Here is a 13,300-nt window from a genome sequence, read left to right as displayed (position 1 = left end):
CAAAGGCAGCAGGCGAGGCCGTCGGGCCGGCCGATATCCGGTCCGCTGACGGTCAGGCGCCTTGCAAGAGGCCTTCCAGCGCCTTGCTGAGCAGCGGCGTCGCCGCTCCATGGACTTCATATTGCCGGCTTGAGCGGTCGCTGACGAGTTCAGGCATCATGAACCCGTGCATTGTTCCCTCGGCCCTGAACAACCCGTCGAAATGCGCCCATAGCTGCGCATTGGCGACGAACGGGCCGGTTACGATGATCCGGGTGGGAAACAGCAGGCGGCTCGCATTGGCGAGTGCGCGCGCCAGCAAACGCGCAGCCGTGTCGATCTCGGGCAGGCTGGTCAGGTCGCAACGCGCCAGTTGTCGGTAGAGGCGGTTCTCGTCCTCCGCGAGATCGGGCCAGCGCCGGCGCAGTTCCGGCAGGAGCGACCAGAGCGCCGCGCCCGTTTCCAGGCAGGCGGTGTTGCCGCAGCCGCAACGGCGGCCGTCGAGCGCGGCGAAGCGCCAGTGCCCGACTTCTCCGAAGGAGCCGCCGGGCGGCGCGAGCGAGCGGCCGCCGATGGCGTAGCCCAGTCCGATGCCCCAGCCCCAGTGCAGCAGGAGCGCGCCATCCGAGAACTGCTCCGAATCCTGCGCCATGCGCGCGCGCAATTCGGCGTCAAGATTGCGACAGACCACAACGGGGCCAACCGCTTCCCCGAGCGCAATACCGACATCGAGGCCGCGCAGGTTGGGCCAGCGCGACGACATCAGCCATTGCTTGCGCCTGAGATCGAGCAAGCCCGAGAGCGACACGGCGGTGCCGGCATGCTCCATGCCGCGCGGCATCGCGGCGAGCAGATCCGCGCCAAGCCCGGCCATCACGCCTGCGACAACCCTGTTATCTGCGTCAGAGGCAATCTCGACGACGCGTTCTTCAAGCAACTGGCCGTCGAGATCGACCAGAGCGCCGACCAGCGATTGGCTCGCGACATAGATGACGGAAGCACCGACGCGGCGTGGATTGGCAATGAGAATTCCGGCCGGACGGCCGCGGCCGGCTTTCTGCCCCGCGGTTTCCAGCAGCAGACGGCGTTCCACCAGATCGCCGACGAGGCGCGATGTCGTGGTCGAGCGTAGCCCGAGCGCAGCGCCGATCTCAGGCCGGGAATGGGCCTGGCCGCGTGCAACAAGCGTGAAGGCGCGGGCGCGGTCGCTGCCGTGCCCGTCGGAGAACAGCATCTGGTCGATGGCTGGCAGTGTCATGGGCATCCATATTTTAGAACCTGATGGTTCTGAAATTGAGATTGCATTTTACAGAGGCGCTCATAAGCTCGATCTGAGAATTTTGAAACAATTTGCTCTGTCCGGGTTCAGAAATAGCATGATCGATATCAACATCGTCGCCGACAAGGAGACCCTCGGCGTCCAGGCTGCGGCCCGTGGTGCTGCGGCCATTCGCGAAGCACAGGCGCGGCACGGTCATGCGACGATCATCGTCGCGACCGGGGCCAGCCAGTTCGAGATGCTGAACCATCTCGTCATTGCCGAGGGCATCGACTGGTCGAAGGTCACTGCCTTCCATCTCGACGAGTATGTCGGCCTCGGCCAGGAGCACCCGGCGAGCTTCCGTCGCTATCTGCAGGAGCGCTTCGTCGCCCCGCTGGGTGGCAAGGTCGAGTTCATCCCGGTCGATGGCGAGGGCGATGCCGAGCAGGAGGCGCGCCGGCTCGGCGAACTAATCGCGGGACTACGCATCGATGTCTGCTTCGCCGGCTTCGGCGAGAATTGCCATCTTGCCTTCAACGACCCCCCGGCCGATTTCGAGACGGACGAGCCCTACATCGTGGTCAAGCTCGATGACGCCTGCCGCCAGCAGCAGTTCGGCGAAGGCTGGTTCCCGAGCCTCGAAGCGGTGCCGGAGCGCGCCATCTCGATGAGCGTCCGCCAGATCCTCAAGAGCGAGTTGATCGTCCTTTCGGTGCCCGACGAGCGCAAGGCGAAGGCGACGCGCGATGCGCTGGAAGGTCCGGTGAGCCCGCTCTACCCCGCCTCGATCCTTCAGACCCACAAGAACACCGTGCTGTTCCTCGATCCGCCGGCTGCCTCCCTGCTCAAGCGGGGCTGATGGTGGGACAGGGTGCGATCATGCTGACGGCGGGCCTCGTCGATCTCCAGGTCAACGGCTTTGCGGCCGTCGACTTCAATTCAGGCGCGGTGACGGCGGCCGAGATTGACCGGGCGCTGGAGGCGATGCTCCGGACGGGCGTGACCATTTGCCTGCCGACAGTGATCACCGCCCATCCGCATGAACTGGAAGAGCGCCTGCGCGCGCTCGATGCCGCGATCTCGGCGAGCCGCCTCGGCCCGCTGATGTGCCCCGGCTACCATCTCGAGGGGCCCTTCCTGAATCCGGCTGACGGCTATTCCGGCTGCCACCCGGCCGCCGCGATGACCGCAGCCGATCCCACCCTGGTCGATCGCCTGGAAGCAGGGCTCGACCGTCCGATCCTGATGGTGACGGTCGCTCCCGAGGTCGAGGCCGTGCCGGCCCTGATCGCGGCGCTGCATGGCCAGGGCAGGATCGTCGCTCTCGGCCATACCGCTGCTGATTTCGATCAGGTCGCTTCCGCCGCCGCGGCGGGCGCGGCCCTGTCCACCCATCTCGGCAACGGCATGCCGCAGGTCACGCATAAGCTCGCCAATGCGATCTTCGCGCAGCTTGCCGAGGACGGGCTTTGGGCAAGTTTCATTGCCGACGGCATCCATGTACACCCCAAGGCACTGAAATCGCTGTTGCGCGCCAAGGGACTTAACCGTTCGATCCTTGTGACCGATGCGGTTTCGGCAGCAGCGGCGGAGCCCGGCAACTATCCCTTCGCCGGCATGAGCGTGGAGCGGAAGGCCGACGGTTCCGTGCGCCAACCGGGAAGCGTCTCGCTCGCCGGCTCGGCGCTCTGCCTCGATCAGGGGGTGCGCAATGTCGTGGCCTGGGGCCTGGCGACGCCGGAGGAGGCGGTCGCGATGGCCTCGAGCCATCCGCTGGCGGTGCTCGAGCCCGCCTTGCGGGCGAGGGGGCTGGAGCTGCCACTAAGCGAGGTCGAGTGGTCCGCTGATCTCGCCGTGCAGCGCGTGCGCATCGGGCCCGAGGAACGCCGCTACGACGCGGTCAAGATGTAGACAACCCAACGATCAGCCTAACCAAAGAGGGAGAGACCATGAGCAAGGATTTCACGGGAATTGACCGCCGCACCGTGCTGGGCGGCCTGGCCGCGATGGCGACGGGAGCACCGGCGGCCTTTGCGGCTTCGCCGCCGCTGCCGACCTCGCCGGTCGGCATCAACATCATCGATGTCGGCGGTGCGCTGGCCTTGATGCAGAAGGCGTTCGAGGACTATCGCGCGGCCAATCCGAAGCTGGTCTCGCGCATCACCTTCGTGAAGGCGCCGGCGCCGGAACTCGCCAGCAAGATCAAGGCGCAGCAGGAGGCCGGCCGCGCCGATCTCGATCTCGTGCTGACCGGCAGCGACGGCCTCGCAGCGGGCCTCGAACAGAAGCTCTGGCTCAAGATCCTGCCCGACTTCGCCGACAAGTTCCCGAATATCGAGGAGAACTACGAGCCGGCCGCGCTCAATCTGCACCGCGCCCAGGGCGACGGCTTTGGCGTCGTGGTCAACTACTACCCCTCCGGCCCGCTGCTCGAATACGCGCCGGAGCGCGTCAAGAACGTGCCGACCACGGCCGACGAGCTGCTCGCCTGGGCCAAGGCCAATCCCGGCAAGTTCATGTATGCGCGCCCGACCAATTCCGGCCCGGGCCGTACGTTCATGATGGGCCTGCCCTATATCCTCGGCGACAAGGACCCGCAGGATCCGGTCGGCGGCTGGGACAAGACCTGGGCCTATCTGCAGGAGCTTGGCCAGTACATCGACTATTATCCGGCTGGCACCGGCGCGACGATGAAGGAGTTCGGCGAGGGCTCGCGCGACATCATCATCTCGACCACCGGTTGGGACATCAATCCGCGCGCGCTCGGCATCGTGCCGAAATCCGCGATGATCGGCACGTTGAAGGGCTTCCACTGGGTTTCGGACGCCTTCTTCATGTGCGTGCCGAAGGGCGTCCCGAACGATCGCCTCGCCGTGGTGCTCGATCTGATGGCCTATGTGCTGACGCCGAAGGCTCAGGCCTATGCCTATGACGAGGGTTATCTCTATCCGGGCCCGGCGGTGAAGAACGTGCCGCTGTCGCTGGCACCGGAGAGCAGCCAGAAGGTGATCGCCGAATTCGGCCGGCCGGAATATGCCGACCTGATCGCGAAGAATCCGATCGAGCTGCCCTTGAAGCCCGACAAGATGGTCGTGGCCTTCCGCAAATGGGACGAGATGGTCGGCGCCAAGCGCGCCCGCTGAGCAGGTCAGTCGAACGCGACTGTCCAGCACACGACAACAACATCCCGGGCGCCTGCAGGGCGGCCCGGGATGCCATGATGACCGGATAGGATTTTAGAGGCGACGCCTCAACGCCTCGCGGCCGCGAGGATGCTGTCGACGAGCCGCTGCGATGCCAGCGCCTCGTTGCCCGTCACGACGGGCTCGCGCCCGGTCGTGACCGCATCCAGGAAATCGGCGATCACCGCACGGTGCGCATCATGGGGGAAATCCATGATATTGGCGCCGCTGCCCGTGCTGCCCTCCGCCTCCACGATCTCCTTGCGGCCGTCGAGGAAGGAGAGGCTAAGCGTGCCGCCAATCAATGTCGCGAAGCCCTGGGTCCCGATGATCTCGATGCGCTCGGGATGGCCGGGATAGGCGGCGGTCGTCGTCATCAGCGTGCCCGGTGCGCCATTGCCGAGCTCAAGCAGCGCCGAGGCGAAATCCTCGGTCTCCATGCGGTGCAGCTTCGTGGTCCGCGCCTGCGCCGCGACCACTTGGGACACACCCACCAAAGAGCGGAACAGGTCGAGCGAGTGGACCGCCTGGGTCAGGAGCACGCCGCCACCGTCACGCGCCAGCGTGCCGCGGCCGGGCTCGTCGTAATAGGCCTGCGGACGCCACCACGGCACGCTCAGGAAAGCGGCCTCCACGGTTCCGAGTTCGCCGGCGGCCAGTGCAGCCTTGAGGCGCAGGCTCGCAGGCCGGAATCGGTGCTGCAGCACGACCCCGAAGACTTTGCCGGCACGGCGCGCGGCTTCGACCAGCGCCTCGCCGCGCGCGACCGTCAACTCCAGCGGCTTCTCGACCAGCACATGCTTGCCATTCTCGAAGCAGCGCGCGGACACGTCGAGATGACTGCTCGGCGGCGTCAGCACAATGACGGCCTCGACCGCTGGATCAGCCAGCACGGCATCGAGATCGGTCGTCACCGGAAAGGCGAACTGCTTGCGGTAGGCCCCGGCTCGCTCTGCCGAGCGACTGACCGCCCAGCGTACATCGACCCTCTCTGCGAGGTCGATCAGGCTGCGGGAATGCGGCAGGGAAGCTGGCCCGAGGCCGACGATGGCAATGCCGATCTTGCGGGTCACGAAGCAGTCCTTTCGCTCGCGCGGGCGGGCAGCCGCACGGCCTTCGCCTGCGCTTCCAGCGCCAGCCGGCAGACCGTGAAGGCGTGTTGTTGAGACATCGCGCTCTCGGTCCTGCCGGCGATATCCGCCACAAGATTGCGGAAGTAGGTCAGCGGCTCACGGGAGGCATCGATATGACGGGTGCCGTTCCCATCGACCAGGAAGAGATGGTCGGTGCCCGGCCGGCCTGCGATATCGACATATTTGCGCAGTTCGATCGTGCCTGCCGTTCCGAGGATGGTCAGCCGCCCGTCACCCCACGTCGGAAGCCCGTCAGCGGTGAACCAGTCGACGCGGATATAGCCGCCGGCTTGCGGGCTGCGCAGCAGGATCTCGCCGAAATCCTCGAAATCCGGCAGCTCAGCGCTGCCGAAATGGCCCGTTCCCGACGCCACGATCTCCGCATCGCGCGAACCGGTGAAGTGCAGGAACTGGTCGATCTGGTGCGAGGCGATATCGGTGAGGATGCCGCCGAAAGCGCTCTGGTCGAAGAACCATGACGGCCGGATCGCGCGGTTAAGTCGATGCGGGCCGACACCCAGGGTCTGTACCACACGCCCGATCGCGCCGTCGGCGATGAGCTTGCCGGCGATGATCGTCGAAGGCACCAGGAAGCGCTCGGAAAAGCAGATCGAGAAGATCCGCCCCGTTCGGGCGACCGTCGCCTCGACATCGGCAAGCTGCGCGAACGTGGTCACGCCCGGCTTGTCGACCATGACGTCCTTGCCGGCCTGCATGGCCCGGATCGCAATCGCGGCGCGCTCCGAGGGAATCGCTGCGCTGGCGACCAGATCGATCGAGGGATCGTCGATCAGCCGGTCGGCATCCATGGCCTGGAGCTGCGGAAAGCGCTCGCGGAAGCCGGCAACGACGCGCTCGTCGCTGGTGCGCGGATCGAAGCCGGCGCAGACAGCGCCGGCTTCGAGGAGACCTTCGACCATGTTGTAGATATGGCGGTGGTCGAGGCCGATGGCGGCAAAGCGCATGCTATTGGGGTGCTCCGTGGCCAACGCCGATCTCCTGGTCCCAGCGCCGGAAGGCGGCGACGAGCCGTTCCGGAGTCAGAGGCGGGCGGGTCGGCAGCTTGGCGATCAGCTCGTCATAATGGGCGCGCCCGAATTCCTTGATGACGTCGCGGCTTTCCTGCGGCGCCATGGCGAGCGTCACGCCCTTCACGGCCGGGCCGGGATAGAAATAGCCCTTGTCATAAGTCGCGGCCTGCGGCTCGGGCTTCAGCATGAACGACATCAGCGCCAGGATGACGGCGACCTTGGCCTCCGGCACGCCCTTGGGAATGCACATGAACTGGGTGTCGGGAATCCAGTGGGTGTTTTCCAGCGCGAAGACCTCGGCCTCTTTCGGCACGATGCCGAGCACGCGGGGGTTGATGTCCCAGCCGAGCGTCGAGACGATGACGTCACGGGTGCCTTCGCCGAGTTCCTTCATCGTCGCCGCCGTGCCGCCGGGATAGTAGTCGATGCCGGTGCCGAGCTCCTTGAGATAGGCCCAGGTCTTGTCCCAGCCATTCATCGGATCGCTCGGATCCTTGTCGCCGAGGATGTAGGGCATACCCTGGAGGAAGGTCCAGCCGGGACCGGAATTCAGCGGGCGGGCATAGGTCAAGCGCTTGGGATTGGCCTTCACATAGGCCAGCAGCTCGGCAGCCGTCTTGGGCACGGTCTTCAGCCGGGCCGGGATGTATTCGAAAAGCGGCCCCGACGGGGAATAGACGACGGCGACACCTTCGTTCTGACCGAAGTTGCGCTGCATCATCAGCGCCTGCTCGTGATAGACCTCTTCAGCCTTCGGCAGTTGCGACGGGTAGGCCTTCCAGACATCGATCCACAGCCCTTGCTGGATGCCGTCGGACATCGCGCCCGGCCCGGTCAGCACGAGGTCGAGATCGACCCGGTTGGCCTGCTGCTGCGCCTTGAGCTTCGCCGGCAGCTCCGGCGAGGGCGCCCGCGAGAAATTCACCCGCGAGATCAGCTTTGGGTTTTCCTTGGCGAAGCGTTCGATCGAAGCCTGGGTCAGCTGCAGGTTGCCGGCGACGTCGATGATGTTCAGCGCAACCGGGCTGGAAGGCAGGGGCAGGCCCTGGGCGAAGGCGCCTGTCGCCTGGAGAGCGGCAAGGCTGGCTGCTCCATGCAGCACGCCGCGGCGTGTGATTTCGGTCATGGTCTCTCCCTGGATAGGCCTGCTATCCGCGCAACCAGACCGGACGCGCGCCGAGGCCTTGACATGTATACTAGTACACCAATCCCGGGCCGACTAGCGGATGGAGCTTGACCTGAAGGAGGGGGACGGCTTCGCGGAGAGCATGACGGCGCGCGCCGCCAGGCCCTCGGGGCTTGGCAGCCTGCAAGCCGATGGCCTGAGAGCCAACGGATCGTCTGGCGGTGATGTGGACGGGGGTTGGCAGCGGCCGTGTCAGGGCGCGGCAATCACCACGCGAAGGAGGGCACGACGTAACCGGGCATCCATCCGGCCGTTGCAAAGAGCCTGGCGCAGCTCGCATGGTCGACCGTATCCGGTGTCGGCCAACCCAGATCCTGCCGATGAATGCCGCCGGCAATGAAGGCGACATCGATTCCGGCACCGGTTGCGCCGGCGACGTCATGCTCAAGCGAGTCGCCGACCGCGAGCACACGCCGCGGAGCCAGGCCGAGCCGCTGCAGGCTGCTGCGATAGATGCGCGGTTCGGGTTTGCCGTGATAGCGAACCCGCCCGCCAAGCCCGGCATAGCACCGGGCGACAAGTCCGGGCGCCTCATGCAGCGTGCCATCGGCATGAACGCGGTAGAGATCGGGATTGCCGCAGATCATCGGCAGATCGCGGGCCACTGCAGCCTCGAGCGCCGGGCGCCAGCCGGCCAGCGATTGCTGCGGCGGGTTCATGCTCAGCATGAACAGGAAGTCGGCGGCCTCGGTGCTCTCGACCCTGGTCAGGCCCAGACCCTCGATCAGGTGGTCCTCGCCGTCGCGCGCAAACAGGAAGCAGCGGCGGCCGAGGTCGCGATAGAACGGATCCTGCTCGGTCAGCAGCGCGTCGCGGGCGTCGTCTCCGGCCGAAACGACATGGTCGAACAGCTCGCGGGCAAAGCCCATCCGGGCGAGTAGCTCCTCGTTTTCCCGAGCCCCACGGCCGGAATTGGAGAGGATGATGATCGCCTTTCCCGCCGAGCGCAGCCTCTGCAGGCAGTCGACTGCGCCGGGATAGGGGGTCGTGCCGTCATGCAGCACCCCCCACTGGTCGAGCAGGAAGCCGTCATAGCTCTGGGCGACCTCGGCGAGGCCGGAGAGATGGCTGACGGCGGCTCCGGTTTCAGGTGATACGTGAACGGACATAGGCGGAAAGCGCCTCGCTGATGATGATGATCGCCAGGATGGCAATGAGGATGACCAGGACCTGGCTCCAGGCGAACTGGTTGATCGAGGCGTAGAGCAGAAGCCCGATGCCGCCGGCGCCGACAAAGCCGAGCACGCTCGACTCCCGCACATTGATGTCCCAGCGATAGATCGATGTGCCGATCAGAACGGGCAGGATCTGGGGCAGGATGGCGATGCCGTAGATCTGGAAGGTGCCGGCGCCGGTGGCCTCCACCGCCTCGATCTGGCCGGCCTCGACCTCCTCGATCGCTTCGGCGACGAGCTTGGCGATGAAGCCGACCGAGCGGGCTGCGACCGCGCAGATGCCGGCAACCGGGCCGGGGCCGAAGATGGCGACGAAGAGAAGCCCCCAGATCACCGTGTTGATCGAGCGCGACAGCACGAGGATTGCGCGCCCGAGAAGCCAGGTTCCCTGGTTCAGCGTGGTGTTGCGTGCGGCCAGGAACGCGACCGGCAGCGCGAGCACGATCGAGATCATCGTGCCGAGCGTCGCGATATGGATCGTCTCGATCAGCGGACGCACGACAACCGGCAGATAGGACCAGCGCGGTGGCCACATCCGCTGGATCAGGTCGGCCGCCTGTTCATGCGCATCGGCGAAGAAGGCCCATTCGATGTCGAGTGCCGAAACCGACCAGACGGCCGCGAATGCGCCGCCGAGGAGCCAGAGCCACTGCGTCAGCCGTTCGCGCGGCGTATGGCGTTCCCACTGGTCGGGATAGATGCGCTTGGGCTGAGCCCCGCCATCCCGGCGCTGGTTTGCATTCGCCTTCACCTGAGCCTCCGCCGGGCCCAGTCGCTGAACCACTCGCCGAGCGCAACGAGCGCCGCGATGGTGAGCAGGATGGCGCTCGAGAAATCGAAATCGTAGCGGGAGAACGAGGCCGAGAGCGTCTGGCCGATGCCGCCGGCGCCGACGATGCCGATGACGGTGGAATGGCGCAGATTGGCGTCGAGCCGGTAGATCAGCACGCCGAGCGACTTGACCATGACCTGCGGCACCACGGCGTAGCCGACGACCTGGCCAAAACTCGCCCCGGTGGCACGGATGGCCTCGACCGGGCCTTCCTTCATGTTCTCGATGTCCTCGGCCAGCATCTTGCCGAGGAAGATCGCCGAGGAGAAAGCGAGCGTCAGCAACCCTGCGACCGGGCCGAAGCCGAACAGCTTCACGAAGAAGATCGCGATGATGACCTCATGGAAGGTCCGCCCGATCACGATGAAGCCGCGCGCCAGAAAATAGAGCGGGCGCGGCGAGAGATTGGCAGCGGCAGCCAGCCCGATCGGGATTGCGAGCAGGGCACCGACGATCGTCGAGGCGATGGCGATCTGGATGCTCTCTACCATGCCCGAGAGCAGCATTTCCCAGCGCGAAAAATCCGGCGGGAACATGCGCGCGAAGATATCGAGCGCGCGCGGCAGGCCGGCGAGGATGCGGTTGCCGTCGATATTGAGGTCGGACACCGACCAGATCACATAGGCGACGACCGCGGCCCAGAAGATGAATCGGCGCCGGCGGCTACCGAACAGGCTCGGCGGCCGCCATGTGGTCGGATAGGCGGGGGAGGCGGTGGCGCTCATGAGGCTGAACTAAGCGCCGGCGCGGGTTCGTCGTCGCCCTCTCCAGGCAGGATCCAGTCCTCGTCGCCATAGATGACCGAGAGAACCTCGTCCGTCAGTTCGGCCGGCCCGTCGTCGAAGACGACGACGCCGTCGCGCAGGCCGATGATGCGGTCGGAATAGGCCTTTGCCAGCGCGACGTCGTGGATATTGATGATCGCCGGCGTTTGCCGTTCGGAGACCAGTTCGCGCACCAGCCGCATGATCTGGCGGGCGGTCTTCGGGTCTAGGCTGGCCGTTGGCTCGTCGAGCAGCAGCAGATCGGGCCGTTGCATCAGTGCGCGTGCAATGCCGACGCGCTGGCGCTGCCCGCCCGACAGGGCGTCGGCGCGCTGATTGTGGTAGCCGTCGAGCCCGACGCGGTCGAGAAGCGCGAAGGCCGACTGGATATCCTCCGGCGGAAAGCGGTATCGCAGCGAAGCGATCAGGCCGACATAGCCGAGCCGGCCCGAGAGCACGTTCTGCATCACGGTCAGCCGTTCGACCAGATTGTACTCCTGGAAGATCATGCCGATCCGCCGCCGCGCAGCTCGCAGCCCCTTGCGATCGAGAGCCACGATATCCCCGCCATTGAGCAGGATGCGCCCGGCCGTCGGCTCGACCAACCTGTTGATACAGCGGATCAGCGTGCTCTTGCCCGCGCCCGACGAGCCGATGATCGCGACGACCTGCGGACGGTCGATGGTGACATCGACGCCAGCCAGGGCGCGTTTGCCCGTCGGGTAGGTTTTTTCGAGCGCCTCGATCCGCAGCAGCGGCGTGCCGAAAGGGGTTGTCATCAATCCGGCTTCAGCTTGGAGAGGCCGTCCTGGGTATAGACGATGCCGGTATCCCGCTGGATCGTCCGGATATCGGCCCAGTCGGCCTTGTAACTCAACGCCTTGAAGCCCTTCTCGTCCTTGAACTCCTTGGCCAACTTGGAGTTCTTGAAGTCGAAGGTCGCGAATGCCTGCTTGATCTTGTCCTGCAGCTCGGGCGCGAGGTCATGCGAAATGCCGAAAGCGGTCCGCGGGAAGGGCGCCGATTCATAGACGATGCGCAGCTCGTCGGGCTTGAACATGCCGCGGGCTCTCATGCGGTCGACCACGCTCGATGCGACAGGAGCGGCGTCATAGTCCTTGTTCACGACGCCCATGATCGAGTTGTCGTGTTTGCCGGAGTACAGCACCTCATAGTCCTTGCCCGGCTCGACGCCCTTGTCCTTGAACAGGACGCGCGGCGCGGTGTCGCCGGAATTTGAGGAGGGCGCGACATGGGCGACGCGTTTGCCCTTGAGATCGGCAATGCTTTTGATCGGGCTGTCCTTCGGCACGATCAGCTGCAGCGTATAACCGACGCCGCCGTCATGGCGCTCCATGGCGACGATCGGGACGAAGCCGGCAAGATTGACCGCGAACGGGGTCGGGCCGCTGGCGACGCCGGCGATATGCAGGCGGCCCGAGCGCATGGCCTCGATCTGGGCCGCGTAGGATTCTGCCGAGAACCAGCGGATGCGCTTGCCCGTGACCTTGCTGAGATGGGCCAGGAAGTCGGAGAAGACGTTCTCGTACACGGCCGGGTCCTCGACCGGGGTGTAGGAGAAAACCAGCGTATCCGGATTCTTCTGTTGCGCCTTGTCGCTCGGCGTATCTGCGAGAAGATCGTTATCCGCATCGCAATAACGCGCATCAAGCGTGCCGCGATTTGCGCAACTCTGCGCATGGGCGGGCGATGCCAGGGCGAGCCCCATGGCTACCGCGCCGAGCGCGGCCAGCGAAATCCGAACCATCCGTTCCCTCCAGATTCTCTGCCGCATCTTCTGGCGGCCTGAGCGGCCGGTGCGGTTGATCTGAAATGATCATAATGCGCGGGAACGATCATGCAATCATGATTTTTCCGGCTATCCTCTCAAATCGTGCATCATGCCACGACGCAGCGAACGCCAGCCGTGTCGAACAGGCGGCGCAGGGGCTTGGGCGGCTCGTTATCGGTCACCAGAGCATGGAAGGCCGAGAGCGGCGCGACGCGGGCAACGCCGGCCTTTCCGAACTTGGAGGCATCCGCGACCGCGATTCCATGGCGGGAATGGGCCAGCGCCACCTGCCGCACCGCGATCTTCTCCAGATCGAAATCCATCGGCGCGCCGTCATCGTCGAAGCCGCCGAAGCCGATCACCGCGTAATCGACCCTGAACATCTTCAGGCTTTCGGTGGTGACGCTGCCGACGAGCGAGCCGTTCGCGCCACGGACGCTGCCGCCCGTCACGAACACGTCGAACTTGCCATGGGAGCAGAAGATCATCGCGACGGAGACGCTGCAGGTGATGATCCGCAGAGTCATCTTGCTCAAAAGCGCCCGCGCGACGGCTTCGACCGTAGTTCCGACATCGAGATAGACCGATGCGCCGTCGGGAATCATCTCCGCCACCGCTCTGCCGATCCGCTCCTTGCCGGCGGGGGCCGTCGTCAGTTTCTGCGCGTAGCCGGGGCGGAACGTGCCGTCCGTCAGGCCGGCGCCGCCGTGGAAGCGGTGCAGGTAATTGGCCTGCTGCAGCTTGATGATGTCGCGCCGGATCGTCTGGCTCGACACTTCGAATTCCCTTGCGAGCCCGTCGATCGTGACGAACCCGAGTTCCTGGACCGCCGCAAGCACGCTGCGTTGGCGGCGCGTCAGGGCAGCGGGCTTCGGGGAGGCTGCGCCGCGCGCTGACATGTCGACCTCTTGCACTTGGACGAAGAGAGCCGGGCGCAGGAGCGCCGCGCTCGGCCTGTTCGTGAT

13 protein-coding genes are annotated in these 13,300 nt (G+C 65.7%); 3 read left to right on the top strand and 10 right to left on the bottom strand.

What is annotated here, in order from left to right:
• Positions 1–52: 52 nt before the first annotated feature.
• Complete coding sequence (locus AB4118_RS17210; RefSeq protein WP_441490878.1) at positions 53–1,237, bottom strand: ROK family protein; 1,185 nt, start codon at positions 1,235–1,237, stop codon at positions 53–55.
• Positions 1,238–1,355: 118 nt separating this feature from the next.
• Here AB4118_RS17210 and AB4118_RS17205 point away from each other — a divergent pair, with 118 nt between their 5' ends.
• The 3 genes from AB4118_RS17205 to AB4118_RS17195 are packed head-to-tail and all read left to right on the top strand — an operon-like array spanning position 1,356 to position 4,383.
• Positions 1,356–2,099, top strand: a complete 744-nt coding sequence (locus AB4118_RS17205) for a glucosamine-6-phosphate deaminase (protein ID WP_441490877.1) — start codon at positions 1,356–1,358, stop codon at positions 2,097–2,099.
• A complete protein-coding gene (locus tag AB4118_RS17200) occupies positions 2,099–3,151 on the top strand; it encodes an N-acetylglucosamine-6-phosphate deacetylase (protein ID WP_441490876.1) in 1,053 nt (350 codons plus the stop codon). The genes AB4118_RS17205 and AB4118_RS17200 overlap by 1 nt, the downstream gene beginning before the upstream one ends.
• A 38-nt stretch (positions 3,152–3,189) precedes the next feature.
• Positions 3,190–4,383, top strand: a complete 1,194-nt coding sequence (locus AB4118_RS17195; RefSeq protein WP_113519045.1) for an ABC transporter substrate-binding protein — start codon at positions 3,190–3,192, stop codon at positions 4,381–4,383.
• Positions 4,384–4,490: 107 nt separating this feature from the next.
• Here AB4118_RS17195 and AB4118_RS17190 read toward each other — a convergent pair whose 3' ends face one another.
• The 9 genes from AB4118_RS17190 to AB4118_RS17150 form a co-directional block, all read right to left on the bottom strand.
• A complete protein-coding gene (locus AB4118_RS17190) occupies positions 4,491–5,495 on the bottom strand; it encodes a Gfo/Idh/MocA family protein (RefSeq protein WP_441490875.1) in 1,005 nt (334 codons plus the stop codon).
• Positions 5,492–6,520: a Gfo/Idh/MocA family protein gene (locus tag AB4118_RS17185; protein WP_441490874.1), complete on the bottom strand. Its 1,029-nt coding sequence runs from the start codon at positions 6,518–6,520 to the stop codon at positions 5,492–5,494. Before AB4118_RS17185 ends, AB4118_RS17190 begins: the two co-directional genes overlap by 4 nt.
• Position 6,521: 1 nt before the next feature.
• Positions 6,522–7,712, bottom strand: coding sequence for an extracellular solute-binding protein (locus AB4118_RS17180; protein WP_441490873.1), 1,191 nt, complete (start codon positions 7,710–7,712; stop codon positions 6,522–6,524).
• A gap of 266 nt (positions 7,713–7,978) precedes the next feature.
• Entirely contained in the window at positions 7,979–8,881 is a 903-nt protein-coding gene (locus AB4118_RS17175) for a TIGR01459 family HAD-type hydrolase (protein ID WP_441490872.1), read from the bottom strand.
• Positions 8,859–9,698: a phosphonate ABC transporter, permease protein PhnE gene (gene phnE, locus AB4118_RS17170; RefSeq protein ID WP_244523542.1), complete on the bottom strand. Its 840-nt coding sequence runs from the start codon at positions 9,696–9,698 to the stop codon at positions 8,859–8,861. Before phnE (AB4118_RS17170) ends, AB4118_RS17175 begins: the two co-directional genes overlap by 23 nt.
• The gene (gene phnE / locus AB4118_RS17165) at positions 9,695–10,504 is read right to left on the bottom strand and encodes a phosphonate ABC transporter, permease protein PhnE (protein ID WP_441490871.1); all 810 of its coding nucleotides are present in this window, start codon (positions 10,502–10,504) and stop codon (positions 9,695–9,697) included. Before phnE (AB4118_RS17165) ends, phnE (AB4118_RS17170) begins: the two co-directional genes overlap by 4 nt.
• Entirely contained in the window at positions 10,501–11,298 is a 798-nt protein-coding gene (gene phnC, locus AB4118_RS17160) for a phosphonate ABC transporter ATP-binding protein (protein ID WP_441491069.1), read from the bottom strand. Before phnC ends, phnE (AB4118_RS17165) begins: the two co-directional genes overlap by 4 nt.
• Positions 11,299–11,321: 23 nt before the next feature.
• Positions 11,322–12,311, bottom strand: coding sequence for a phosphate/phosphite/phosphonate ABC transporter substrate-binding protein (phnD, locus tag AB4118_RS17155; RefSeq protein ID WP_441490870.1), 990 nt, complete (start codon positions 12,309–12,311; stop codon positions 11,322–11,324).
• 131 nt (positions 12,312–12,442) lie between these two features.
• Positions 12,443–13,234 (bottom strand): DeoR/GlpR family DNA-binding transcription regulator, encoded by a 792-nt coding sequence (locus AB4118_RS17150; protein ID WP_069880992.1) that lies wholly within the window; start codon positions 13,232–13,234, stop codon positions 12,443–12,445.
• Positions 13,235–13,300 lie beyond the last annotated feature (66 nt).

It is taken from the genome of Allobosea sp. 2RAB26 (genome assembly GCF_052115465.1).
GTDB lineage: Bacteria > Pseudomonadota > Alphaproteobacteria > Rhizobiales > Beijerinckiaceae > Allobosea.
The sequence above is the reverse complement of the archived record's forward strand: the minus strand, read 5'-3'. Positions and strand labels throughout refer to the sequence as shown.

Bases quoted from the DNA above. Each gene is read 5' to 3' on its own strand.
- AB4118_RS17185 (WP_441490874.1), bottom strand. From the start codon at position 6,520: ATGCGCTTTGCCGCCATCGGCCTCGACCACCGCCATATCTACAACATG.
- phnE (WP_441490871.1), bottom strand. From the start codon at position 10,504: ATGAGCGCCACCGCCTCCCCCGCCTATCCGACCACATGGCGGCCGCCG.
- AB4118_RS17150 (WP_069880992.1), bottom strand. From the start codon at position 13,234: ATGTCAGCGCGCGGCGCAGCCTCCCCGAAGCCCGCTGCCCTGACGCGC.
- AB4118_RS17195 (WP_113519045.1), top strand. From the start codon at position 3,190: ATGAGCAAGGATTTCACGGGAATTGACCGCCGCACCGTGCTGGGCGGC.
- AB4118_RS17175 (WP_441490872.1), bottom strand. From the start codon at position 8,881: ATGTCCGTTCACGTATCACCTGAAACCGGAGCCGCCGTCAGCCATCTC.
- AB4118_RS17205 (WP_441490877.1), top strand. From the start codon at position 1,356: ATGATCGATATCAACATCGTCGCCGACAAGGAGACCCTCGGCGTCCAG.
- AB4118_RS17210 (WP_441490878.1), bottom strand. From the start codon at position 1,237: ATGACACTGCCAGCCATCGACCAGATGCTGTTCTCCGACGGGCACGGC.
- phnD (WP_441490870.1), bottom strand. From the start codon at position 12,311: ATGGTTCGGATTTCGCTGGCCGCGCTCGGCGCGGTAGCCATGGGGCTC.
- AB4118_RS17180 (WP_441490873.1), bottom strand. From the start codon at position 7,712: ATGACCGAAATCACACGCCGCGGCGTGCTGCATGGAGCAGCCAGCCTT.
- AB4118_RS17200 (WP_441490876.1), top strand. From the start codon at position 2,099: ATGGTGGGACAGGGTGCGATCATGCTGACGGCGGGCCTCGTCGATCTC.